This is a genomic window from Corynebacterium sp. 20-84, assembly GCF_053479455.1.
The window spans coordinates 89980-111893 of sequence record NZ_JBRBCB010000010.1 but is presented as its reverse complement, the minus strand read 5'-3'; the positions used below and the strand labels follow the sequence as shown (position 1 = coordinate 111893).

Below are 21914 nucleotides of genomic sequence, written 5' to 3'. Positions count from 1 at the left end.
GCTAGATCTTCTCCCCTCGGGCGCGGATCTGAGCAACGACGGACTCGATGCCGTCGCGATCGATGATCTTCAGACCCTTGGTGGAAACATTAAGCGTGATGGTACGGCCCTCGGAGGGCAGGTAGAAACGCCGCTTCTGCACGTTGGGGTTCCAACGGCGCGAATGGCGGCGGTGCGAGTGAGACACGGTCTTGCCGAAAGACGGCTTCTTTCCCGTGACCTGGCAATGTGCCGACATTGGTTACTTCTTTCTCCTAGCCGCTTGAGCCACGGAGACTATGAGGTGGACGCCGCGCTCGCTAATGGTTATCGGCCGGAAATGTGAGGATGGCCGTGATGAACGAGGGCGTCGCAAGTCACCGGTTGACTAAGCGTAAACGTGTACTTCGACAACAGCGAGAGTAAACACTACACGCGCACGCCCTCATCTCATAATCGCTTGCGTGCTTATCGACGGGCTTCCGTTCAGCTCGCAACCATCATTGCCCCGAGTGGGACCGCGACAGCGAAAGGCGTGAGACATGCTCCGCGGACGGCCACGTCCTTCCATGCGACGGCGACCCCCGCACGCTGTAGCTGGTCGTGCCATAGCAGCGTGGCGAGCGACGCCCACGGCGTCACGACGGGCCCGCAGTTGACACCTATTAGTAGGGCCATGATCTGCTGCGGGGTCTGCGCGGACGGTTCCAGCAGGAAATAAGCCGGCAAGTTATTCACTGCATTCGCCGCTACTGCACCTGCCGCGGCGAGCGGAACTGGGTCGAGCTCCCCGAATTCAATCCCGGCGGCAATTGCGGCGGCGGAGGCGCACGAGAAGGTGGCGGCCAAGACGATTGAGAACCACGGAACGAGCTTGTCTCTGCGGTGGTTCTTTCCGGCTGCCGCGTAGAGCACTGCTGCGGCGACCGTACTGACAAGCCAGTAGGGGAGCACCAGTAGCGCCGGAGGGATGACCGCCAGCACGGCGAGTGCGACCCTCAAGGCGGGACTGCTCGCCGCTTCGTCCTCAGTTCGCGGACTCGGCGCTGGCTCGTCCGCGGCGAGAACATAGCTCAGCCAGGACGCGGCAATGGCGACGAGGAGTGCCGCGACCGCCGGGGCGGCGGCCATGCGTATATATGCGGTCTCAGGCGCGATGTGGGCTGGCCCGGCGGCGAGAAGGTTGGTCAGGTTCGAAACTGGCAAAAACAGCGAGCCGAGGTTGGCTATCCACACCACGGCGAATGCCACCGGCACCACCTTCAGGCCGTTTCTGCGCGCCAGGGCCACCGCCATCGGGGTGATCATGATCGCTGTCGTGTCTAGCGAGAGGAAGATCGTGGAGACTGCCGCGCTAGCGACGATGCCGGACCAGAGTGACCACGGCGACCGTGTCCACCGCTCAAGTCCGTGCGCGACCGCCTCGAATGCTCCGGCGGCGGACGCCAGATTCACAGTCACGGACATTCCCGCGACGAACAACAGCACCGGGGCCAGTCGCAGCGCGAGGGCGAGCAGGGCTTCGGGCTCGGCAACGGCGAGAAAGACAGTGCTCGGAGCGAGCACGGCTGCGCACACAGCCCAGCGAAGCAGCGATTTCGGGATAGTGTCCATCACCTGTACTATGTATCAAGTTGTCTGATCAGGCGTATTCGCGCTGCTCGGATAAAGACCATTTTCGCACCCAACTCAGGCACGATCCGGATGAGCATTCCGGAACCGACCTGAAGTATCAATCCTGAGGGAAACGAAGAGATGAAAAAAGATATCCACCCTGATTACCACCCGGTGATCTTCCAGGACGCAGGTACTGGCCGCCAGTTCCTGACCCGTTCTACCGCGACCTCTGACCGTACTGTCCAGTGGGAGGACGGCAACGAGTACCCGCTCATCGTCGTCGACGTGACCAGCGAGTCGCACCCGTTCTGGACTGGCGCACAGCGTGTCATGGACACCGCTGGCCGCGTCGAGAAGTTCAACCGCCGCTTCGGTGGCATGGCCCGCCGCAAGAAGAAGTCCGCCAACTAATCGCGGTAAAGGAGGAAAGACACCATGGCAACCCCGAAGTTCCGTAAGTCCCGTTCGAACACGCACCACCGTCGTTCCCAGTGGAAGGCTGACAACGCCGCACTGCAGGAAGTCAAGATCGACGGTCAGACCGTGCGTATCCCGCGCCGCCTGATCAAGGCTGCTGAGCAGGGCCTGATCGACGTCGAGCAGTTCTAAGCTCGGTATTAAAACTCGATAGCTAAAAGCCGGTCACCTGATTGTGGTGGCCGGCTTTTCGCATATGTAGGCGAAATTGCCCATAATAGATCGCATGAAAGTTCTGGTGGTCGACGATGAGCAGGCAGTCCGCGAATCCCTGCGCCGTTCCCTGAAATTCAACGGGTACGACGTCATCCTGGCAGAAGATGGCGTGCAAGCCCTGGACATGATCAGGGCTGAGCAGCCGGATCTCACCATTCTGGATGTGATGATGCCGCGTCTCGACGGGCTTGGGGTCTGCCGCGAACTGCGCTCCACTGGGTACGACCGGCCGATTCTCATGCTCACCGCCCGCGACGGTGTTGCCGAGCGCGTCGCCGGTCTCGATGCTGGCGCGGACGACTACCTGCCCAAGCCTTTCGCTCTCGAAGAGTTGCTGGCCCGCGTGCGCTCCCTGTTTCGCCGTGCGCAGGCGGACGCGGCGGACGTCGAAAAGCGAGGCCCTAGTGCTGAGCTGACTTTCGAAGACCTACACCTCGATGCGATTTCCCGCGATGTCTACCGCGGTGACCGGCACATCTCCCTGACGCGGACGGAATTCTCCCTGTTGGAAGTTCTGATGCGCAATCCGCGTCGCGTGCTGTCCCGCGAGACGATTCTCGAGGAGGTCTGGGGGTACGAGTTCCCGTCCTCCGGCAATGCCTTGGAGGTGTATATCGGGTACCTGCGCCGGAAAACTGAGGCCGGCGGTGAGGCGCGTCTGATCCACACTGTCCGTGGCGTGGGCTATGTCCTGCGGGAGACCGCTCCGTGATCCTTCGCCGCATCACTGCGGACGGAGATATGAATCTGCGTCCGGCGCGCACCTCTCCTGTCCGCGGCAGGATCGCCACATTTGCTGGCGCGGGCGTGGCAACAGCGGTTGGCGCGACCGCAGTGATGTCGTATATAGCCGTGTTCGGCGCAATGGAGGAGCATGAACTCAGTGCACTGAATTCCCGCACCATCGCGCTGATGCAGCAGGTGGATGACGGCACGGCGAATGATGAGGCGCTGCGGTCGATCGTCGATAAGTTCAGGGCAGATAACCCTGGATACCGTGCGTCTGTCTCGCGGCAGCAACACGAGTTCTTCGTTGGCGACCCGATGCCTGTGGACCGGATGGCACGCGATGGCGAACCTGCGAATTGGTCGCAGCTCGAATACGGAGACGAGATGGTCTCCGTGCTGCGTAATGACCACGGCACGACGGTCGCGGTGGCGTACAACCGTGCTCATTTCTCGCACCTGCAAAGTCGGCTGAAAGCGATTCTCGCGGGCATCGTCGGTCTGGGCACCCTGCTTGCGGCACTGACGGGCAACATCATTGCGCGCGTGACCGTTCGCCCTGTCGGCCGTCTCCGTCGCGCAATGGACAATGTCTCCACTGAAGGGAGACTGGAGCCCATTGAGGTCGCGGGCAGCGATGAGTATGCCAAGCTGACTGAATCGCTCAATTCGATGATGGAATCGCTCAACGAATCGCGTGTGCGCCAAGCTCAGCTCGTCGCTGACGCGGGCCACGAATTGCGCACGCCGTTGACGTCGATGCGCACGAATATTGAGCTTCTCATCATGCTGCACCGTTCCGGGCAGATGGCACAGATGCCGCAGGAGGAACTCGACGCGCTCGAAGACGATGTCAACGCCCAAATGGAGGAGTTGTCCACGCTCATCGGTGACCTTGTGGACTTGGCGCGCGAGGACGACCTGCACAAGGAATTCGAGCCGGTGCGACTGGACCACCTCCTGACAGAGGCAATGACCCGCGTGCAGCGCCGCCGCCCGGACGTGAATTTCCGATTCCGCGCAGACCCGTGGATCCTCGCCGCCGACCGCGCCGCCTTATCGCGCGCGCCCGTCAACCTCCTCGACAACGCCGCGAAATGGTCCCCGCCCGGTGGTGTCGTGCGCGTCTCCTTGCGCGCGGCGACGCGCAGCGCCGTGCTGATTATCGACGATTCCGGCCCAGGCATCGACCCGGACGTCCGCGAGAAAGTCTTCGAGCGCTTCTACCGAGCGCCCGAATCGCGCTCCATGCCGGGCTCGGGATTGGGGCTGTCCATTGCCGGACAAGTTCTCGAGCGACACGGTGCCTCCATCGCGATTGAGGATTCCGACGACGGCGGCGCGCGTATCCGCGTCGTTTTTCCGGGCCGGCCCCCACAGTGATTGCTCAGCAACTACTACGATAAGGACGGATCAGAATAAAGAACTGACACAGCGTTAAAGAGGACAATCACCGAGCATGACAACCCCGGAAATGAACCAAGGTTTCGGCGAGCCCGTGGTGCCGCCGCCGTATAGCGAGCCATTCCCCGTCCAGCCGGAGAAGAAAAAGGGGTTGGGGGCGGGAGCAGTCCTCGCTATTTCGCTCATCACAGGTCTGATCGGAGGCGTGGGCGGCGGTGCCGCCGCGAGCATGCTGACCGGCAGCGAGACCTCTATTGGTGCCAGCAACAACCAGAACTCGCTCGAGGCCCCAGTGAAAAAGGAGCGCACTCCGGCACCGGACGGCTCCGTGGAGAAGGTCGCCGAGTCGGTTCTGCCAGCTGTCGTGTCCATCGAGGTGGCCACGCGCAAGGGTGGGGCAGAAGGCTCGGGGTCGATCATCAGCGCTGACGGCATGGTGCTCACGAACCACCACGTTGTCGCGGAAGCTGGCGGCGAAGGCGCGCAGGTGCGCGTGACGCTTAACGACGGCACGAAGCACCCCGCCAAATTCATCGCCTCCGACGTGAACACCGATGTCGCCGTGATTCAGATCGAGGGTGTCAAGGACCTGCCCACGATCCAGTTCGGCGATTCCAGCGACCTTGCCGTCGGCCAGTCCGTTGTGGCGATCGGTTCGCCGCTCGGTCTGTCGGCGACGGTGACCACGGGCATTGTCTCTGCCCTCAACCGCCCCGTGCGTGCGGCCCAGGGTGGGGGACAGTCCTCCCTGATGGACGGCATTCAGACCGATGCCGCGATCAACCCCGGTAACTCCGGCGGCCCGTTGGTGGACATGAACGGCCACCTCATTGGCATGAACTCCGTCATCGCGTCGCTGTCGCAGGGTGAGTCGGGTGAGGCAGGTTCCATCGGCCTTGGCTTCGCCATCCCCTCGAATTTCGCGCGTCGCGTCGCCGAACAGCTCATCAACGAAGGTAAAGCCCGCCAGCCGATGTTGGGCGTTGAAGTGGACATTCGTGCCCAAACGGGTGGTGCACTCGTGAGCAAAGTCCAGCCCGGCAGCCCAGCGGAGAAGGGCGGACTTAAGGCCGGCGACATTGTTACCCGTATCAATGACCGTTTGATCGAATCGTCGGATGCCCTCGTCGCAGCTACCCGCTCCTTCGATTTCGGTGAGACCGTTGAGCTCGAGGTCCACTCCGAAGGTTCCGAGGAATCCAGAACGGTAGAGGTGACTCTAAGTTCCGAGTAGGTTCTCTAAGTAGCAAAGAGAATCAACGACGAACCGCGAGGAGTCCGATCATGTCAAACACTCTTGACGCGCTAGACCTCAACGAGCCGGACGAGGCATTCCTGCTCGCATCGGAGGCGGAAGTCGAGCTGCCGGCCCAGCCGTGCGCGCTCGCGGTTCTGATTAGCGATCACAAGCGCAACGGCGCTATCGCCGAGGGTACGGACCAGCTGGTCTTCGAGCTGCTCCAGGAGATGGGCTACAAAGTCGACGGCGTGGTCAGCGTGAAATCGAAGAAGTCCGAGATCCGCAAGGTCATTGAAACCGCAGTCGTCGGGGGCGTTGACCTGGTGGTCACCGTCGGCGGCACTGGTGTCGGCCCGCGCGATAAAGCCCCGGAGGCGACTCGCGCAGTGATCGACCAGCTCGTCCCCGGCGTGGGACAGGCGGTGCGCGCATCCGGCCAATCGTGCGGCGCTGTCGATGCCTGCACGTCCCGCGGCATCTGCGGCGTGTCGGGCTCGACCGTCGTGGTCAACTTGGCGCCGTCGCGTGCGGCAATCCGCGACGGTATGTCGACGATCGCGCCACTGGTCGCCCACCTCATCAGCGAGCTGCGCAAGTACAGCGTGCAGTAAATGGCTCCCCGGAAAAGACGCCGGGCACGGCGCATCTTGGATGTCGATTACGACAGAAAAGCGGACCGCCCGGAAACCGGACGGTCCGCTGGTGACGGCGAGCGGATCGTTGAATTAGATGATGCGCTGCCGGAGGGTGACGCAGCCGCTAACTACGAAGAGGAGCGGCCACCGCATCACGGAGATTAGCCCTTGATCTGCGGGTTCTTGCCCTGCGCGAGCAGGTCGCGGATCTCGGTGAGCAGCTCCTGCTCGGTCGGGTCTTCAGCCTTCGGGTCGATGCCCTTGCGGATCTTCTGCTGCTCGTCCAGCTTGTTCATCGGGGCGACGATGAGGAAGTAGACGACAGCGGCGATCAGCAGGAAGTTGATGATGGCAGTGATGAGGGCACCGAAGTCCATGAAGGTGGACTCGTCGCCGGAAATGATCTTGAAGCCGAGACCGGAGAAGTCAGCGCCGCCGATGGAGTTGATCAGCGGGTTGATGATGTTCTCGGAGAAGGCGGTCACGATTGCGGTGAATGCGGCACCGATGACGACACCGACTGCGAGCTCGATGACGTTGCCGCGCAGGATGAAGTCTTTGAAGCCCTTGAGCATGAGGAGTCCCTCCTAGGGGAGTAGAGAAGTCTAGTGCCTGACAGAAGTTACTACAGTGATTTGGATAAGGCCATCACCTGCTGTCGAAGTTTCCAGAGATTTCAACGAAAATTCGCATAGTTCAGCGCCCGCGCTGTGCTATGACCACCGCGAGCGGCGAGGACAACGACGCGGCTGCCACTGCCGATGCATCACGGTGCCGCAACAAGAGGAGTAGCCCTGAGCTGGGATTATCATCTTCTTCCGGCGCTCCGGCGATGACGACTATTCCGGATTCCGCCACCGTGATCGCTTCCTTTTCGCCGGCGGTGACGACGGACACGTGGTCGCCGTGGTGGAGCATGGGAAGGATGTCGGGGTCGGCGAGCTTGACCGGCACCAATGTGAACTCGTCGGCATCATCGCCCACCAGGGCGCTGACCAGGTCAGGGCCGAGTAGTCGCGTCGCGGTGACCACCTCCCCGGCCGACGCATGCGAGGCGATGATCTGCCCGGACGCATCCTCCAGCGAGGTCACAGCCGAAGACGGCACGGCATCTTCCGGGAGCGGACGCACCGCGAGATCGTCAGCTTCGACCACATCGCCCGGGGCCACGTCGCGCGCGAAAACGACTACGCCGGGGTCGGCGTTCGCCCTGTTCATCAGGGCACTCAGTGCTGCGCCGGCGACCAGAACAGCGGCAGCGCTTCGACGCAGCACAACGGCCCGGCGGTAGCCGGGGGTACGGAGAAAATCGAGAAAGCCAGACAAGTCCATGCTTTATTGGACTGCCGGACCACCCCGTTCGGTTCCCAACCACATGAAACCTGACTGCGTCACGGCGCCGTCGATGGGGTGGTCGTGTGGTTCTCTTGGCAGTTCATCGTGGACTTCGTCGTCAAAAACAAGCGCGATAATCGGGCACGTCACGCCGTCCAGCGCGCGATCGTAATAGCCCGCGCCTTGCCCCAGCCGTACGCCCGAGCGGTCCACGCCGAGCGCGGGAACGATCACGGCATCGCACGAGAGCTTGCTTAACGACGCCTCACCCGGCCCCTCCGGTTCCCCGATCCCGAAGTGTGCGCCACGGTGTAGTTCGCCCGAATACTTTCCCCATCGCAGATCCCCCTCTGGCGGGGTGATCGGCAGCCACACCTCGTGGGATTTGCTCAACTCAGGCAGGAGATATTCGCCGCCTGGCTCGCCAGACAAAGGGGAGTAGGCGGCCACGCGCGCCCCTGGCTCGAGCCAATCGAGCAGGTGGGAGACCACGGCGGCGTCGATAAGCGAATGCTCTTGCGTTGCGCGTCGCCGACGCGTCTCGGTGCGGATTGCTTCTTTCGCGGAGTGGCCTACACGGAACACGGACTCATTGTAGGTAAACTGCTCATTCATGCAGAATTCTGACCAGAAGCCGGACGCAGCCGTGAAGACTGTCGTCGTGCCGGCCGCCGGAATGGGAACGCGTTTCCTGCCGGCGACTAAGACTGTTCCGAAAGAACTGCTGCCTGTGGTTGATACCCCTGGCATTGAGTTGATTGCGGAGGAAGCTGCCCAGCTGGGGGCCGAGCGCCTCGCCGTGGTGACAGCGCCGGGCAAAGATGAAGTCATGGAGCATTTCGGCGAATTCGAGCAGCTCCGTGCCACGCTGCTTGGTCGCGGTAAAGAGGAGCAGGCGCAGAAAGTCTCCCGCGCCGCCGAGATCATCCGGGCGGAAGCTGTCGTGCAGGAAGAACCTCTCGGGCTCGGCCACGCAGTCGGCTGCGCGGAGTCCATCCTTGATGACGGCGAGGACGTCGTCGCCGTGATGCTTCCCGACGACCTGGTGCTGCCCACCGGCGTCATGGAGAAGATGGCGAATGTGCGCGCGGAGCTCGGCGGCTCTGTGCTGTGCGCATTTGAAGTCAGCCCGGAAGAAGTCTTCAATTACGGCGTTTTCGATGTCCGCGACGTTGAGGGCCATGACGATGTCAAGCGCGTTGTCGGCATGGTGGAAAAGCCGGACCCGGCCGACGCACCGTCTAATTTCGTCGCGACCGGCCGTTACTTGCTCGACCGGAAGATCTTCGACGCGCTCCGCCGCATCGAGCCCGGCAAGGGCGGTGAGCTGCAGCTGACCGACGCGATTGAGCTGATGATCAACGAGGGGCACCCGGTCCACGTCGTCGTGCACAACGGCAAGCGCCACGACCTGGGCAATCCGGGCGGGTACATCCCCGCCAATGTGGATTTCGGGCTGCGCCACGAGAAGTACGGTCCGGCGTTGTACAAGGCGATCAAGCAGATCATCGCTGATTACGAGGCGGAACTCTAGGACCATCCAGGAGGGGACCATGCGTAGTGTCGACGACCACCTTGCCTTGATCATCGATGCGACGATGACGCCCGAGCCGATCCGCATCGGCATTACCGACGCGCTTGGCCTCATGTGTGCCGAAGAGGTGCAGGCGACCTCACCGCTGCCCGGATTCTCCCAGGCCGCGGTGGATGGCTACGCAGTCCGCGCCGTCGATGTCGGGGGCGGAAAGAGCCTCGGCCACAAAGAGGACTCGCCTGCGCCCGAGGCTTCCCTCCCTGTTGTCGGTGAAGTGGCCGCTGGCTCCCAGAAACCACTGCGCCTGCAGCCCCGCCAGGCTGTCCGCGTCGCGACGGGCGCGCCGCTGCCCACGCTTGCCGACGCAGTTCTGCCCCTCGAATGGTCCGACCGCGGCCGCAAACGCGTCACCCCGCATCGCCCGGTCCGATCCGGCGACTTCATCCGCCGTGAGGGCGATGACATTCAGCCCGGCGATATCGCCGTCCGCTCCGGTGCGGTTCTCGGCCCGGCTCAGATCGGCCTGCTCGCCGCCACCGGCCGCGATAAAGTGCTGGTCTACCCGCGCCCCCGCGTGACCGTGATGTCGTACGGCCTCGAGCTCGTCGACATCGACCGCAACCCTGGCCTGGGGCAGGTCTACGACGTCAGCTCCTATGCGGTGGCCTCTGCCGCGAAGGACGCGGGCGCAGATGTGAACCGCGTCGGCATCATCAATGCCGAGCCGCGCCGACTCAAAGAGCAGCTCGCCGTCCAGGCGCAGAAGAGCGAGTTCATCGTCATTACCGGTGCCGTCGGCGGTTCGAGTGCGAAACCCATCCAGGAGGCTCTCGGCGAGCTGGGCGATATCGACACCACCCGTGTTGCCATGCATCCAGGCTCCGCTCAAGGTTTCGGTCTCATCGGCGAGGATCGCATCCCGGTCTTCCTTCTCCCGTCGAATCCGGTGAGCGCGCTAGTGATTTTTGAGGCGCTGATCCGCCCGGCGATCCGTACGTCTTTGGGCAAGCGTGTCCCGACCCGCCGCACGGTCAAGGCGCGCGCTTTGGGGCGTATCGAGTCCATTCCGGGCCGCCTCGGCTTCATTCGTGCCCGCCTGATGCGTGATGCGGAGACACACGATTACCTGGTAGACGGCATCGGTGGTGTCTCCGGCAGCCCGGCCCACCTGCTCGCCGGTCTGGCTGAGGCCAACGCCATCATCCGCATTCCCGCCGATGTCTCCGAGGTCCGTCCCGGCGATATCGTGGACGTGCTATTCCTCCAGCAGCGGGCTTAACAATGTTCAATTTCCTTGGTCGGGCAAGCCACCCCGGCTGGCCCGACCCGACCCCTACCGTGCACGTCCCAGGGGCGACGCTCCGGCTCCGGCCGCTGGCTGCGAGCGACGGAAAGAGCTGGGCGCGGATGCGCATCCAGGATGAAGAGATTCTCCGCCCCGTCGAACCCACCGTGCCCGGCACGTGGGAGGAAGCCCATTCGCAGGCGGCGTGGCGGACGAATTGGCAGAATCTGCGCCGCTTCGCCCGCGACGGCATCATCGTTCCGCTCGCCATCGAGCTCGATGACCGTTTCATCGGGCAAGTCACGCTGGGCAATATCCAGCACGGCGCGATCGGGGAGTGCTGGGTCGGGTACTGGGTGTATTCGCGGTTCGCGGGCCGCGGCATCGCCACCGTTGCGTGCGCACTCGGCGTGGACCACGCCTTCGCCCGCATCGGACTTCACCGAGTCACCGCCACCTATCTGCCGAACAACCCGGCCTCGGGCAAAGTGCTCGCGAACGTCGGCTTCCGGGAGGAAGGTTTCTTGCGCGAGAATTTGCATATCGACGGCGCGTGGCGCGACCACCATTTCGTCGCCCAAAACATCGACGACCTGCCCGGTTCCGCCATCGAACGCCTCGCCGCCCGCGGCCGCTGCTGGATCTAGAAATTCCCGCTTCCTTTCGCGGCGTGGGTCGGTCATTGCCGGACGAGATCTCTATAACCTCAGCCAGGAAACGTGCCCGAAAGCAGAAAGGTCGTGGCGTACATGTCCGGCAGCCTGAGCCTGATCATCGTCCTCATCGTCGTGGTGTGGGCGATTGTTCTCGCCCCGATGGTGTTGGGGGACTCGAAGCCGATCCGGCGCTCCGGCGAGGGCTACGACGAGACGCGCGTGCTGCACGAGGGTAATACACCGCTCGCTACGCGTCGTCGCCCGCGTGTGACAAAGGCTGATATCCATAGCTTCGACGAGGACGACGCCGACTACGAGGTGCTCGAGGCAGAAGACGAAGCAGCAGCATCCGAGGAGGAAGCAGCGCTTATCGACGACGCCCCTTCCGGCTCCACCTCCCTCAAGAAGCTGTTCGCCCGCAACTCCATCGACGGCGAAGTGGTGGAAACTGAGCCCGAAGCAGAATCTGAAACTGACACTGACACTGACCCCGAGTCTGACACTGAGACTTCCTCTGAGTCTGAAACTCAGCCCGAGTATGAGCTCGATGCCTCCTACCTCTCTCCGGAGGATTACGGCTACACCACCGTGACTCAGCTGGAGGAGCGGACAGAAGAACCCGAAGAGGAACCGGAAGAAGAGCACGAGCCGACTGCGCAGGAGCCTACTGAGGACGAGCTCGCCTTTGCTCGCTCGCGTCGCGGCCGTGGTGGCTGGGACCCGGAGAAGGCGAAGCGGGTGCGCGAGGACCGGTTCCGTCGCCGCCAGCGGACGTTGCTCGGCCTCGTCGTGCTGCTCGGCGTGACCTTCGTCTTCGGTATCGTCTCGGGCGGATGGGCATGGTTGGCGCCGGCCGCGGCAGCAGGCCTGCTGATCTGGTTCATGACAGCGTTGCGCACGACGGTGAAGAAGGAACGCGCACTCCAGGCACGCCGAGTGCGTCAGCTGCGCCGCGCACGACTCGGTGTCATCACCGCGGAAGAGGACGCACCGCTGCCGCCGCACATGCGTCGCCCGGGAGCAGTGGTGGTCGAGGTCGACGACGAGAGCGCCGACTTCGCTAACCTGCCCGCCTACACGGCACCGCGGACCGAAACGGAAACTGAGCAGGTCCGCGAAATCGCGTAGTTTTTCCACCAATACGAGGTCGTTATAGTCGGTAATATCGCCGGGTATGACGACCTCTTTTTCTACCCAGGTAAACGATAATCCCGGTAAGTCTGCCCAGCTGTGGGAGAAGTTCAGCGACACGAAACTCAAGCGCCTGATCTTTTCAGCTTTCTACTCGGTGAAGGCGCCGTACTTCCGCACCGTGATGCCGCGTGTCCAGGTCGCTGAGCCAGGCCGCTGCGTGGTGCGGTTGGGTAAATGGTGGGGCGTGCAAAACCACATCGGCACCTTCCACGTCATCGCCGGCCTGAATGGTGCAGAGGCCGCCATGGGTCTTCTGTGCGAGGTGACGGTGCCGGATACGCACCGTTGGATTCCGCGCGGAATGCGCGCCGATTACCCGGCGAAGTCCACCGGCGGTTTGACCATCACCGCCACCGGCGACTTCCCGGACTTCTCCACGATCACCCGCGAAACCGGCGGCCAGCTGGTCACCATCAACTGCGAGATCGTCGACGATGCCGGGGTGGAGCCGATTACCGCTGAGATCGATGTGTGGGTCACCGCGAAGAAGAAGTGACCATCTCGATAAGTCCGTCCATCGTCGTCGGCCCGATGTAGACAAAGCCGTAGGGGCGCAGATAGGCAGTCAGGCCTAGTCCGTCCCCGAAGTTGTCGTGCTGGATATACCAGTTGATCAACTGCGATAAAGAGCGCTTTTCCCGCATCGCGACAGTGGCTTTGGCATTGGTCACCACCGCCTCGACTTTGCGCCGGTTGCGGATGAGCCTCGGGTCGGTCAACAGGTACTCGATGTCATCTTCGTCGAATTCAGCAATGAGGTCGGGGTCGAAATCACAAAACGCGTCTTTCAGTGCTTCGCGTTTCTTCTGGATCAGGGCCCAAGACAGGCCGGGGAGAAATACTTCGAGGGTGAGCAGTTCGAATGCGTGGATGTCGTCGATAAGCAATTGTGTTGTCATACATACTTTGACTGCCGTCACCGCCCAAAAGGTTCCACGTTGTAGTGTTTAACTCATGAATAGTCCCGCCCTCCGCGATTTCGCACTGCTCGTGGCGCGTCTCGTGCTCGGTGTCGTATTCACCGCGCACGGCTACCAGCACTGGGTCGGGACCGGGATGCGGCGCACAGCTGAAAGCTTCGCCGAAGCCGGAGTCCCGCAGCCGCGTCTGTCTGCGTATCTTGCTGGCTCAGTCGAACTCGTCGGCGGAGCGCTGCTTATCATCGGGCTGCTGACCACCATCGTCGCAGGTGTGCTCGCACTATTGATTGTGGCCGGGGCGTATTTCGTTCACCTCGACGCCGGTTTCTTCGCAGCCGACGGTGGCATCGAATACCCGCTGGTGCTCGTTGTTTTGCTGGTCCTTGTCGTGGTGTTCGGCTCCGGGCGCGTCAGTTTGGACAAGGTGCTCATCGATGATTGACCACGGTGATGTCCAAGCGGCGCTGTCTGCGCGCATCGACGGGGAGGACTCTAACCTCGACGACGACATCGTCGATGCGCACCTCGCGGAGTGCGACGAATGCAAAAAGTTTTGGGAGCAGTCGTTGAGAATGTCCCGCTCGCTCAATGTCGCGGGCGATATGATGCCGCCCGAGGACCTCACGGAACTCATTTACGCCGGTGTCGAACCTGAATTCCGCCGTGTTTCCGCGCGCCGCATCATGCTTCTGACGGTGTGCCGTGTCGTCCTTGCTCTGCTGGCGTTGGTCTACGTCGTGTGGGCGGGACGCATCCTCGGCACCGATCTCGAGGGCGCGGCTGTGCGCGTCGGCATCGCAGTAGCATTGCTCTTCGTTTCCTGGAAGCCGTCGCAAATTCCCGGCGTCCTTCTCATCGTCGGAGCGATGTTCGGCTTCAGCCTCAGTTTCGCGGTGCTGGAGGCAATCACTGGAGGAGCCGCACCATGGGCGCAATTGCTGACATTGCTGTTCACCAGCGTGGTGCTGGTGGCCATGTGGGTCGTGGACTACGGCAATCCACTCAAGGTGCTCAACGCGAAGCCGGTGTAATTATTTCCAGCTCGGCAGCCACATGAGCTGCTCGTAGATGCCGTTCGGAATCCGGTACCCGTACAGGATCGGGGAGAAGTACAAGAACATTCCGATCACGGTGGCGAGATACACGACGACCGCGAGCCGGCCTGACGTGATGGGGCCGATGTGTCTGCTCACCCAGTTGAGTTGTTTCCCACGCTTAGACAGCTCGCCCAGTGCGATTGCGATGAGCACGATCGTGAACGGCACGAGGGGAGCGGCGTAGAAGAAGTACATCTGGCGGTCGAATGCGGCCAGCCACGGAAGGAAACCGGCGCCGAACGCGACGAGGGGAATAATGACTCGACGGTCTTTTCGCGTGATCCAGGCCCACGCCGCCCAGAGCAGAATCGGCACGGTCAGCCACCAGATAGCAGGCGTGCCGAACAGGTAGATCATGCGCCGGGAATCGTCGCTGCTGGTGGAGGAGTAGTACAGGATCGGGCGGGAGGCCACCAGCCACGACCACGGCTTGGAATCCCATGGGTGGGAGTGCCCTGAAGAGGAAGTCAGCTCAGAGTGAAACTTCAGCACCGAGAAGTGGTAATAGAACCACCCGGCAGCCGCCTCAGGCAGCTTGGTCAGCCAGGACCAGTCGGAGTCGGCGATCGTGCCGTCGGAAAGCGCGTGGCGGTAGACCGCTGTTTCGGACGCGAACCACGCGCGCCAGGACCACACGTAGAGCACCGCCGGAATCAGCACGATCGACGCGAGGGCGGAAGGAACATCTTTCAGCAGAGTTTCCCGCACCGGGTTCTTCACTCCGTAGCGGTGGCGCAACCACAGATCATAAAACGACGACAGCAGGCCGAAGAATGCGATGTAGTACAGGCCCGACCACTTCACCGACAGCGCCAACCCGAGCAGCACGCCCGTGGCGAAACGCCACCAGCGGAAGCCCAAGCGGGGATTCACGATGCCTTCCTCGTACGCGTCATGGAAGCGCTGGTGGACCTGCCGCATGTCGCCGGCCAGCGTCCAGGCAGCCATGACGACGAAGAGCAGGATGAACACGTCGAGCATGCCGAAACGGCCGATGACCAGCAACACTCCGTCGCAAAGCGCAATGGTGCCCGCAAAAGCGGCGATGAGCCACGATTGAGACAAGCGTCGCGCGAGAAGCATCGTGAATACGACGACGGCGGAAGAAAACAGCGCGGCCACGAAGCGCCACCCGAGCGGGGTGTAGCCGAAGATCATCTCGCCGAGCGCTTCCAGCCGCTTCGCCAGCGGCGGGTGAACGACAAGGCCGTAGCCCGGATTCGACTCGATGCCGCCGAGCACCGGGTTGAACCACGACCGTGCGATATCCCACGCCTGCGGTACGTAGTGCTTCTCGTCGAAGACCGGAGTGCCGTTCGAACGTGCCGATGTCAGGCCCACGAAACGGGTGAAAACCGCGAGGAACCCGATGACGACGGTTGAGACAGTGTCGCGCTGCGTCCATGGCACCGTCACGGGCGCTGTCGGCTTTGGCTTTGAAAAACCAGTTTTCACAGTCTCGGCTGTCGCTGTCGAACTCACGGGAATGATCTTAGCCGGTGGCTGTGTAAAGCTTTAAGGCTGTGTAAAGCTTTAAGGCATGGAAACGGTATCTCTTCCTCCGCGCGGAATTATTCTCGCGGCGACCCCGCTCGGAAATATCGGGGACGCGTCGCCTCGTCTCGTGCATGCGCTTGAACACGCGGATGTCGTCGCCGCGGAAGACACAAGGCGCACACGCAACCTCGCGAATGCCCTGGGGGTGGAGATCCGCGGCAGGATCGTCTCCAATTTCGACCACAACGAGGACAAGAGGGTCGCCGAGCTTATCGACGTCGCCCGCAACTCTTCCGTCCTCGTCGTCACCGATGCGGGGATGCCACTGGTGTCCGATCCGGGGCACTCACTTGTCGCTGCGGCCCACGACGCGCAGATCCCCGTGACCTGTTTGCCGGGCCCGTCTGCAGTGACTACCGCACTCGCGTTGTCTGGTCTCGGTGTCGGCCGGTTCATTTTTGACGGGTTCGCTCCTAGAAAGCCCGGCGCTAGAAAAGCGTGGCTCGAGTCCCTGAAGAATGAAGGACGCGCCGTGTGTTTTTTCGAGTCGCCGCACCGGATTGCAACGACGCTCGCGGAAGCCGCTGAGATTCTCGGTGACCGTCAGGCCGCTGTGTGCCGCGAACTGACCAAGACCTACGAGGAGGTCAAACGGGGTACTCTCGCTGAGCTCGCGGTCTGGGTCGAGGAAGGCGTGCGCGGCGAAATCACCGTCGTGATCGACGGGGGACACGAAACGCCGGAGCCCGAGGATGTCCTTGATCTCGTGCAACAGCGGGTCGACGGCGGGATGCGGCCGAAAGATGCTGTCAAGGAAGTCGCGAAAGCTGCGGGCCTCAAAGCGGGCGAGCTTTACGACGCCTTCATTGCTGCTCGCAGCTCCTAGCCAGTAAATATGCACCCTGTGCACATTTCTATTACCGTCTTTGGGGTGAGAAAGGAGCCCCATTGAGTAGTGAAGAGAAGCTGACAGACCCGCACGATCCGAATGTCGACCCGCATGCGGACGATCCGATTGTGACCCAAAACCGCCCCGCTACCGCCGAGTTGCAGGACCTCCTGGACGCGCGGAATGAGGGCGAGCAGCAGAAGATTTCCGACCCGGAGGACGCCATCGAGCGTGCGTCCGAAGACGAAAACCTGAAGATCGACTGGGCGATCGTCGGCCCGCTCGCCGCGATTGTCATCGCAGTAGTCGTTTGGGGCCTCGCCGCGAAAGAGAGCTTCAGTGCTTTCTCCTCCGCCTCGTTCAGCTGGGTGATCGAGAACCTCGGTTGGGCGTACGTCTTCTTCGGCACCGTTTTCGTCGTCTTCGTTCTGGTGATGGCCTTCTCCAAATTCGGCAAGATCCGTTTGGGGGCTTCCGATGAACAGCCGGAATTCTCGACGATGTCGTGGATCGCGATGATGTTCGCCGCCGGCATGGGCATCGGCCTGATGTTCTTCGGCGCGTCCGAGCCGCTCAGTTTCTACCGCGATGGTGTCCCGGGCATGGATAGCGCGGATGCGGTCGGCACCGCCATGGCGCAGACCATGTTCCACTGGACCCTGCACCCGTGGTCCGTATACGCGATCATCGGCCTTGCCGTCGCGTACTCGACGTTCCGCCTCGGCCGCAAGCAGCTGCTTTCGAGCGCGTTCATTCCGCTCATCGGGCAGAAGCGTGCGGACGGATGGCTGGGCAAGCTTATCGACGGCCTCGCCATCTTCGCCACCATCTTCGGCACCGCCTGCTCCCTGGGTCTTGGCGCCCTGCAGATTTCGACTGGTCTGGAGGCTTCCGGACTCGTCGATTCCCCGTCGACCACGCTGACCGTCGGCATCGTCAGTGTCCTGACCCTGGCCTTCCTGCTGTCCGCCATGTCCGGTGTGGGCAAGGGCATCCAGTGGGTCTCCAATTTCAACCTGGTCGTGGCTGCCGTGCTGGCCATCTTCGTGTTCATCTTCGGGCCGACCCTGACGCAGCTCAACCTGCTTCCTACTGCCATCAGTTCTTACCTGGACCAGTTCTTCCTCATGGCGTCGCGCACCGCCGAATCCGCCGACACTGAGGCAGGGGAGTGGCTCGGCGGCTGGACCATCTTCTACTGGGCATGGTGGATCTCCTGGTCCCCGTTCGTGGGCACCTTCCTGGCCCGTATTTCCCGTGGTCGCACCATCCGTGAATTCTTGGTCGGTGTCACCCTGATTCCGGCTGGTCTGTCCACCGTCTGGTTCTGCATCTTCGGCGGCACCGCTATCCATCTCGAGCAGATCGGTGAATCGATCTACGGCGAAGGCACGTCCGAGGAGCAGCTGTTCAACCTGCTGCACACCTTCCCTGGCGGCTTCGCCATGGGCATTGCGGCTCTGATCCTCTTGAGCACCTTCTTCATCACCTCCGCCGACTCCGCGTCGACCGTGATGGGCTCCCTGTCCCAGAACGGCAAGACCGACGCGAAGCCGATGCTGACCGGCATGTGGGGCCTCGCTACCGCTGCCGTCGGCCTGACTCTGCTCATCGCAGGTGGCGACGAGGCTTTGGACTCCCTCCAGAGCGTCACCATTGCGGCGGCCACCCCGTTCTTGGTGATCCTCATCCTGCTGATGTTCGCCATTGTGAAGGACGTCAGCAACGACACCATTTACCTGGACATGAAGGAGCAGCAGCGCTTTGCCCACCAGCTGGCGATCGAGCGCCGTATGCACCGCGACGCACTCGCGAAATCCCGCAAACGCCAGCGCATGTTCGGCACCAAGCGGTAGTCACTTATGCTGGGGCGTATGACTGTCTCCCCGAACAACGCCACCTCCGAAAATGTCCTCGTGTGTGTGGCGTGGCCCTACGCGAACGGGCCGCGCCACATCGGCCATGTCGCCGGTTTCGGTGTCCCGTCCGATGTGTTCGCGCGCTACCAGCGCATGGTGGGAAACAATGTGCTCATGGTGTCCGGCACCGATGAACACGGCACGCCCCTTTTGGTCCAGGCGGATAAAGAAGGTGTGACGGTCAAGGAACTCGCTGACCGGTACAACCGTCAGATCGTCGACGACCTCGCTGGTCTCGGTTTGTCGTACGACTTGTTCACCCGCACCACCACCCGCAATCACTATGCAGTGGTGCAGGAGCTGTTCAAGGGGCTGTACGAAAACGGCTACATGATCAAGGAGACCACGCAGGGCGCTATTTCCCCGTCCACGGGCCGCACCCTTCCGGACCGCTACATTGAGGGCACCTGCCCGCTGTGCGGCGCCGACGATGCCCGTGGCGACCAGTGCGATAACTGCGGTAACCAGCTCGACCCGGTCGACCTGATCAATCCGGTGTCCAAGATCAATGGGGAGACCCCGGAGTTCATCGAGACCGAGCACTTCATGCTCGACCTGCCCTCGCTTCACGACGCCCTCAAAGCATGGCTCGAGGCCCGCCAGGATTGGCGCCCCAACGTCCTCAAATTCTCCCTGAATCTGCTGGAGGACATGCGCCCGCGTTCCATGACCCGCGATATCGACTGGGGCATTCCCGTCCCCGTCGAGGGCTGGGAGAACGACCCGGGTAAGAAGCTGTATGTCTGGTTCGATGCCGTCATCGGCTATCTCTCCGCCTCCATCGAGTGGGCTGCCCGCACCGGCAATCCGGATGCGTGGAAGCAGTTCTGGCAGGATCCTGCCACCAGCGGCTTCTATTTCATGGGCAAGGACAACATCACCTTCCACTCCCAGATTTGGCCGGGCGAGCTACTCGGCTACGCCGGCAAGGGTGCGAAGGGCGGCCAGGTTCACGAGCTCGGCGAGCTCAATCTCCCCACCGAGGTCGTTTCCTCCGAGTTCCTCACCATGTCCGGCTCGAAGTTCTCCTCGTCGAAAGGCGTGGTCATCTACGTCAAGGACTTCCTCGCCGAATTCGGCCCTGATCCGCTCCGTTATTTCATCGCGGTCGCCGGCCCCGAAAACAATGACACGGACTTCACCTGGGACGAATTCGTCCGCCGCGTGAACAACGAGCTCGCGAACGGCTGGGGTAACTTGGTCAACCGCACCGTCTCCATGGCGCACAAGAATTTCGGGGAGGTGCCGGAGCCGGGCGAGCTTATCGACGCCGACCGCGCCATCCTCGATCTCGCCTCCCAGACCTTCGACTCCGCCGGCCACGATCTCGGACTTGCCCACTTCAAGGCTGCAATCACCAAGGTCATGCATGTTGTCGGTGAGGCAAATGCCTACATCGCTGATCAGGAACCCTGGAAGCTCGCGAAAGACGAGTCTCAGCGTGAACGCCTGGCAACCGTATTGTGGACCGCCCTTCAGGTGGTCTCGGACTGCAATGCTTTGTTGACTCCGTTCATCCCGCACACCGCGCAGAAGGTTCATGAGACTCTCGGCCGCGACGGCATCTGGGCCGCATCCTCACGTGTCGAAGAAGTTACCGACGACGAGGATCTCGAACTCGTCGGCGTTGGTTTGCCCGAGAAGGGGCAGACCTACCCGGTCATTACCGGTGACTACGCCTCTCAGCAGGCAGTGTGGTCTCGCGTCGATGTCGTGCCGGGCACGAAGTTGGAGAAACCGAAGCCGCTGATCGCCAAGCTCGATCCGGAACTCGGTGAGACCGGCCCGGAGTGGGCGCCTGTTCAGTAGTTTCCACTAGTTCGCCTCCGGGTAGAAGGGGAACTCGAGGCGGTACTCCCGCTCCAGTTCAATGAGTGCCGCCACGCACGCTTCGTAGTCGCGGTCGATGTCGTACGCGTCCAGGATGGCGTGCCCCTTGGCGAAGAACTGTTCGCGATCCCGCTTGATGCGCTGGATATCGTCGAGCGTGCACTTCCAGCGCGGTGCCGTCGGCGTGGTGTGCCGCGCGAAGAGTCCCTCGGGGTCGACCACCGCGTACGTTCCGTCCGCGAAGAGCCACACGATGTCGCCGGTGACCGGATCGGGAACGTAGAACGCCCGGCGATCGGTTTTCACGTTGTGATGGTGCTGGCAGAGCGAGAAGAGATTCGCTGCGGTGGTCTGTCCTCCTTCCTCATAAGGAACGCGGTGGTCGAGCTGGCACTTCCATGCGGGGTGTTCGCAACCGGGGTAGATGCAGGTCCCATCGCGACCCTGCGCGTATGCGCGGACCGAGTCGGGCGGAACATATCCAGCGATCGTGTGGTCTTTAGCGCTCCGGAGGTCGACGATGGTCGAGCCCATGGCATGAGCCATCTCGGTTCCAGCTGCCGTCGTGTGGCCGAAGCCGGGGACGTAGGCGGATGCAGATTCGTCGATAGTTCCATCCTCGCCCAGTGGCGCGTATGCGAAGATCGTGACGTCCGCCGGCGGAGTGATCTCCCCGGTGATGAGCTTCACCAGTGCCTCGACGGGCGCGATATCGTGCTCCTTCGATGCCTCGAGGATGAACTCCTTGATCGCCGCCATCGTGACATGGTCGGCAGTGAGCGTCATGCCGGAGGTGCCGTGGGTGCCGCCGACATGGAAGTCGAGGTCGCACTGGCCGGGAGCCTCGTTTTCGCGGGACTTCCGCTTGCGCTTGTCGTGCGCGACGGACGAGTCGATGTCACCGATCAATTTGTTGAGTCGGCTCGTGACCTTGTGGGCGCTCGGCAGCTCCTCGTTCGGCTTCGTCGGTGTGAAGAGGTCCACGAGCATCTTGTCGATGATGTCGTAGTTCTCCTGGTCGACGACGCTGCCCAACATGCTCACTGCGCGGTCGATCGCCTTGAGCCGCGAGATGTCGAGGCGTGCCGTGTCCTCCTGCAGCTGCCGGAGACGCGGCAGCGAAGCAAGCGTCATGTACGAATAGACTCCCGACTTCACTTCGTTCAGCGGAAGTCCGGTGGTGGAGCGCAACCGTGCCATTTCGGTGTCGTGGTCGGCGGAGCCGTAGAACTCCTCGCCGTCCTCCGCATAGTGGCAGAAGACCGCGTGGTGTGCCCTGCGCAGCGCCATTCCATTCACGGCATCCGGATCGTCCAGGTTCTCAGTGGCGAAGAACGGTTTCATCTTGGTCCCTCCCTTCCAAGCTCGCGATCCTGCGGTTTCAGCAGTGTCATGATTTCCCCCTAAATGTGACTGCTTTTTCTGTTGTGCGAACAGTCTTTCACATAGGGTGAACCACACCAT

The 21914-nt window shown here is 62.2% G+C and carries 25 protein-coding genes; 17 read left to right on the top strand and 8 right to left on the bottom strand.

Features of this window, described 5'->3' with window-relative positions; genetic code table 11:
* Nucleotide 1 precedes the first annotated feature (1 nt).
* Nucleotides 2–238: a 50S ribosomal protein L28 gene (gene rpmB, locus ACUY2Y_RS09000; RefSeq protein WP_075466037.1), complete on the bottom strand. Its 237-nt coding sequence runs from the start codon at nt 236–238 to the stop codon at nt 2–4.
* A gap of 227 nt (nt 239–465) precedes the next feature.
* On the bottom strand, nt 466–1593 hold the full coding sequence (locus ACUY2Y_RS08995; RefSeq protein WP_448325854.1) for an SLC13 family permease: 1128 nt from the start codon (nt 1591–1593) through the stop codon (nt 466–468).
* Nucleotides 1594–1734: 141 nt separating this feature from the next.
* Between ACUY2Y_RS08995 and ACUY2Y_RS08990 the strand changes: the two genes are divergently transcribed.
* The 7 genes from ACUY2Y_RS08990 to ACUY2Y_RS08960 all read left to right on the top strand — a co-directional run bounded on the left by ACUY2Y_RS08990 (nt 1735) and on the right by ACUY2Y_RS08960 (nt 6459).
* Nucleotides 1735–2007, top strand: a complete 273-nt coding sequence (locus tag ACUY2Y_RS08990) for a type B 50S ribosomal protein L31 (protein WP_210573235.1) — start codon at nt 1735–1737, stop codon at nt 2005–2007.
* Between the two features lie 24 nt (nt 2008–2031).
* Entirely contained in the window at nt 2032–2205 is a 174-nt protein-coding gene (gene rpmF / locus ACUY2Y_RS08985; protein ID WP_076599278.1) for a 50S ribosomal protein L32, read from the top strand.
* A 94-nt stretch (nt 2206–2299) separates the two neighbouring features.
* Nucleotides 2300–3001: a response regulator transcription factor gene (locus ACUY2Y_RS08980; RefSeq protein WP_448325851.1), complete on the top strand. Its 702-nt coding sequence runs from the start codon at nt 2300–2302 to the stop codon at nt 2999–3001.
* The gene (locus tag ACUY2Y_RS08975) at nt 2998–4398 is read left to right on the top strand and encodes an ATP-binding protein (protein WP_448325849.1); all 1401 of its coding nucleotides are present in this window, start codon (nt 2998–3000) and stop codon (nt 4396–4398) included. The genes ACUY2Y_RS08980 and ACUY2Y_RS08975 overlap by 4 nt, the downstream gene beginning before the upstream one ends.
* A 76-nt stretch (nt 4399–4474) precedes the next feature.
* Nucleotides 4475–5653, top strand: coding sequence for a S1C family serine protease (locus ACUY2Y_RS08970; protein WP_396121755.1), 1179 nt, complete (start codon nt 4475–4477; stop codon nt 5651–5653).
* A 50-nt stretch (nt 5654–5703) separates the two neighbouring features.
* Nucleotides 5704–6270: a MogA/MoaB family molybdenum cofactor biosynthesis protein gene (locus ACUY2Y_RS08965; protein WP_448325847.1), complete on the top strand. Its 567-nt coding sequence runs from the start codon at nt 5704–5706 to the stop codon at nt 6268–6270.
* A complete protein-coding gene (locus tag ACUY2Y_RS08960) occupies nt 6271–6459 on the top strand; it encodes a hypothetical protein (RefSeq protein ID WP_448325845.1) in 189 nt (62 codons plus the stop codon).
* Here the strand turns inward: ACUY2Y_RS08960 and mscL are convergent.
* From mscL to ACUY2Y_RS08945, 3 genes are all read right to left on the bottom strand, one after another.
* The gene (mscL, locus tag ACUY2Y_RS08955) at nt 6456–6869 is read right to left on the bottom strand and encodes a large-conductance mechanosensitive channel protein MscL (protein ID WP_448325843.1); all 414 of its coding nucleotides are present in this window, start codon (nt 6867–6869) and stop codon (nt 6456–6458) included. The two genes, ACUY2Y_RS08960 and mscL, sit on opposite strands and share 4 nt — an antisense overlap.
* 121 nt (nt 6870–6990) lie before the next feature.
* Nucleotides 6991–7626 carry an SAF domain-containing protein gene (locus ACUY2Y_RS08950; RefSeq protein WP_448325841.1) on the bottom strand — a complete coding sequence of 212 codons (636 nt, stop codon included), beginning with the start codon at nt 7624–7626 and terminating at the stop codon, nt 6991–6993.
* A gap of 3 nt (nt 7627–7629) precedes the next feature.
* Nucleotides 7630–8244, bottom strand: a complete 615-nt coding sequence (locus ACUY2Y_RS08945) for a 5-formyltetrahydrofolate cyclo-ligase (RefSeq protein WP_448325839.1) — start codon at nt 8242–8244, stop codon at nt 7630–7632.
* Here ACUY2Y_RS08945 and ACUY2Y_RS08940 point away from each other — a divergent pair.
* From ACUY2Y_RS08940 to ACUY2Y_RS08920, 5 genes are all read left to right on the top strand, one after another.
* The gene (locus ACUY2Y_RS08940) at nt 8243–9163 is read left to right on the top strand and encodes a UTP--glucose-1-phosphate uridylyltransferase (RefSeq protein ID WP_210573227.1); all 921 of its coding nucleotides are present in this window, start codon (nt 8243–8245) and stop codon (nt 9161–9163) included. The genes ACUY2Y_RS08945 and ACUY2Y_RS08940 overlap by 2 nt on opposite strands.
* Before the next feature lie 19 nt (nt 9164–9182).
* Nucleotides 9183–10442 carry a molybdotransferase-like divisome protein Glp gene (glp, locus tag ACUY2Y_RS08935; RefSeq protein ID WP_259901451.1) on the top strand — a complete coding sequence of 420 codons (1260 nt, stop codon included), beginning with the start codon at nt 9183–9185 and terminating at the stop codon, nt 10440–10442.
* A gap of 2 nt (nt 10443–10444) precedes the next feature.
* Nucleotides 10445–11095 carry a GNAT family N-acetyltransferase gene (locus tag ACUY2Y_RS08930; protein ID WP_448325836.1) on the top strand — a complete coding sequence of 217 codons (651 nt, stop codon included), beginning with the start codon at nt 10445–10447 and terminating at the stop codon, nt 11093–11095.
* A gap of 72 nt (nt 11096–11167) precedes the next feature.
* Nucleotides 11168–12232, top strand: coding sequence for a divisome protein SepX/GlpR (sepX, locus tag ACUY2Y_RS08925; RefSeq protein WP_448325834.1), 1065 nt, complete (start codon nt 11168–11170; stop codon nt 12230–12232).
* Between the two features lie 46 nt (nt 12233–12278).
* A complete protein-coding gene (locus ACUY2Y_RS08920; protein WP_448325832.1) occupies nt 12279–12794 on the top strand; it encodes a hotdog fold domain-containing protein in 516 nt (171 codons plus the stop codon).
* Here the strand turns inward: ACUY2Y_RS08920 and ACUY2Y_RS08915 are convergent.
* The gene (locus ACUY2Y_RS08915) at nt 12775–13197 is read right to left on the bottom strand and encodes a DNA-3-methyladenine glycosylase I (RefSeq protein WP_448325830.1); all 423 of its coding nucleotides are present in this window, start codon (nt 13195–13197) and stop codon (nt 12775–12777) included. The genes ACUY2Y_RS08920 and ACUY2Y_RS08915 overlap by 20 nt on opposite strands.
* Before the next feature lie 55 nt (nt 13198–13252).
* Here ACUY2Y_RS08915 and ACUY2Y_RS08910 point away from each other — a divergent pair, with 55 nt between their 5' ends.
* Together ACUY2Y_RS08910 and ACUY2Y_RS08905 are read left to right on the top strand one after the other, a co-directional pair.
* Nucleotides 13253–13660 (top strand): DoxX family protein, encoded by a 408-nt coding sequence (locus tag ACUY2Y_RS08910; protein ID WP_448325828.1) that lies wholly within the window; start codon nt 13253–13255, stop codon nt 13658–13660.
* Nucleotides 13653–14249 (top strand): zf-HC2 domain-containing protein, encoded by a 597-nt coding sequence (locus ACUY2Y_RS08905; RefSeq protein ID WP_448325826.1) that lies wholly within the window; start codon nt 13653–13655, stop codon nt 14247–14249. The genes ACUY2Y_RS08910 and ACUY2Y_RS08905 overlap by 8 nt, the downstream gene beginning before the upstream one ends.
* Here ACUY2Y_RS08905 and ACUY2Y_RS08900 read toward each other — a convergent pair whose 3' ends face one another.
* Nucleotides 14250–15797, bottom strand: a complete 1548-nt coding sequence (locus ACUY2Y_RS08900) for a dolichyl-phosphate-mannose--protein mannosyltransferase (protein ID WP_448325825.1) — start codon at nt 15795–15797, stop codon at nt 14250–14252.
* A gap of 58 nt (nt 15798–15855) precedes the next feature.
* Here ACUY2Y_RS08900 and rsmI point away from each other — a divergent pair, with 58 nt between their 5' ends.
* From rsmI to metG, 3 genes are all read left to right on the top strand, one after another.
* Complete coding sequence (gene rsmI / locus ACUY2Y_RS08895; RefSeq protein WP_448325823.1) at nt 15856–16698, top strand: 16S rRNA (cytidine(1402)-2'-O)-methyltransferase; 843 nt, start codon at nt 15856–15858, stop codon at nt 16696–16698.
* A gap of 62 nt (nt 16699–16760) precedes the next feature.
* Complete coding sequence (locus tag ACUY2Y_RS08890; RefSeq protein WP_448325822.1) at nt 16761–18557, top strand: BCCT family transporter; 1797 nt, start codon at nt 16761–16763, stop codon at nt 18555–18557.
* Between the two features lie 18 nt (nt 18558–18575).
* Nucleotides 18576–20429 carry a methionine--tRNA ligase gene (gene metG, locus ACUY2Y_RS08885; RefSeq protein WP_448325820.1) on the top strand — a complete coding sequence of 618 codons (1854 nt, stop codon included), beginning with the start codon at nt 18576–18578 and terminating at the stop codon, nt 20427–20429.
* Between the two features lie 6 nt (nt 20430–20435).
* On the opposite strand, the gene ACUY2Y_RS08880 is transcribed toward metG, so the two are convergent.
* The gene (locus tag ACUY2Y_RS08880) at nt 20436–21794 is read right to left on the bottom strand and encodes an HNH endonuclease signature motif containing protein (RefSeq protein ID WP_448325818.1); all 1359 of its coding nucleotides are present in this window, start codon (nt 21792–21794) and stop codon (nt 20436–20438) included.
* Nucleotides 21795–21914: the final 120 nt, after the last annotated feature.